This is a genomic window from Pseudomonas sp. LSJ-87 (assembly GCF_032971465.1).
GTDB lineage: Bacteria > Pseudomonadota > Gammaproteobacteria > Pseudomonadales > Pseudomonadaceae > Aquipseudomonas > Aquipseudomonas putida_Z.
Genome location: NZ_JAWJYQ010000096.1, coordinates 1 through 1,006 on the forward strand (window position 1 = coordinate 1; position 1,006 = coordinate 1,006).

The 1,006-nt window shown below is 64.4% G+C and carries 1 protein-coding gene; it reads left to right on the top strand.

Features of this window, described 5'->3' with window-relative positions:
* Positions 1–1,006: T6SS effector BTH_I2691 family protein (locus RYH74_RS26205; protein ID WP_317410604.1), on the top strand; the 1,006-nt coding region annotated here is incomplete at both ends.

The following is a 1,006-nucleotide window of genomic DNA, read 5'->3' on the forward strand; positions in this document are numbered from 1 at the left end:
ACCGCAAGGCCTGGATCGCCTTCGCCAACGACCCCTGGCCCCGTGCGGTACTCGACCGCTATCGGCAAGGCATCGCCGACAGTGACCCGGGCACCCTCGCCCGCTTCGTCGAAGTGGACCTGAACACCGCACGCAACGACCCTGCCAGCCTCGGCATCGCCATGACCGACAGCTTCCGCTTCGGCCTGGAACAGGTGCTGGAGTTCTCTACCTTTTCCTCTGCCAGGTTTACCAGCGCTCATGGCTTTTACAGCCGCCTGGGCCGCTGGCATGAAACCCGCACGCATGTGCGCAATGTCATCCAGCAGGAACAACTGCCCAATGGCCTGCTGGCGCTGACGCTGCCCGACCCGGTCGGCATGGTCATGGAGCTCAACGCGCAACGCACTGGCTGGGTGCAAGCCCTGCAGGAATGGCGGGCGCAGCCGCAGCGGCACTTCGAATACTTCACCTCGCAAGCACTACTGGGCATCCGCGAACTGCACGCTGCCATGGCTGCCGTGCAGGGTGCCGAGGACGCGCAGCGGGAAGCCCGGCAGGTCGAACAGTGGAACGACAGCCCGATCGCGGCCAAGGCATATCTGCCGCCGGTGGACATCGACGCGCAGACCGAACGCAACACCGCGCGCAAGCAGCAGGACGCCCGCGAACGGCTGGAAGAGCGTTACGACGAAAGCGCCCGCGCCGCGTTCCAGGCCGATTACGACCGCGAACTGAAAAACTGGCAGTCGATGATCGACCAGGTTGGCGATCTGTATGCGCGGCACTATGCCAAGCGGGCGTTTCAGCAGATCGGCTACTACGACTATGACGCGACCTCCCCCGTTTCGGTGGAGTACTTCATCCAGATGATGGCCGCCTGCCTGGCCGGCGGGCCCACTGAAACCCTGCCGCAGGAGGGTCAGCCGCTCGGGATCACCCAGCATATCTGGCAGCAGCTGCTGGAAGACGACCGCAGCCTGCTTTACCAGGCGCTGCTGGCCAAGAACCAGAAGCTGATGCAGCA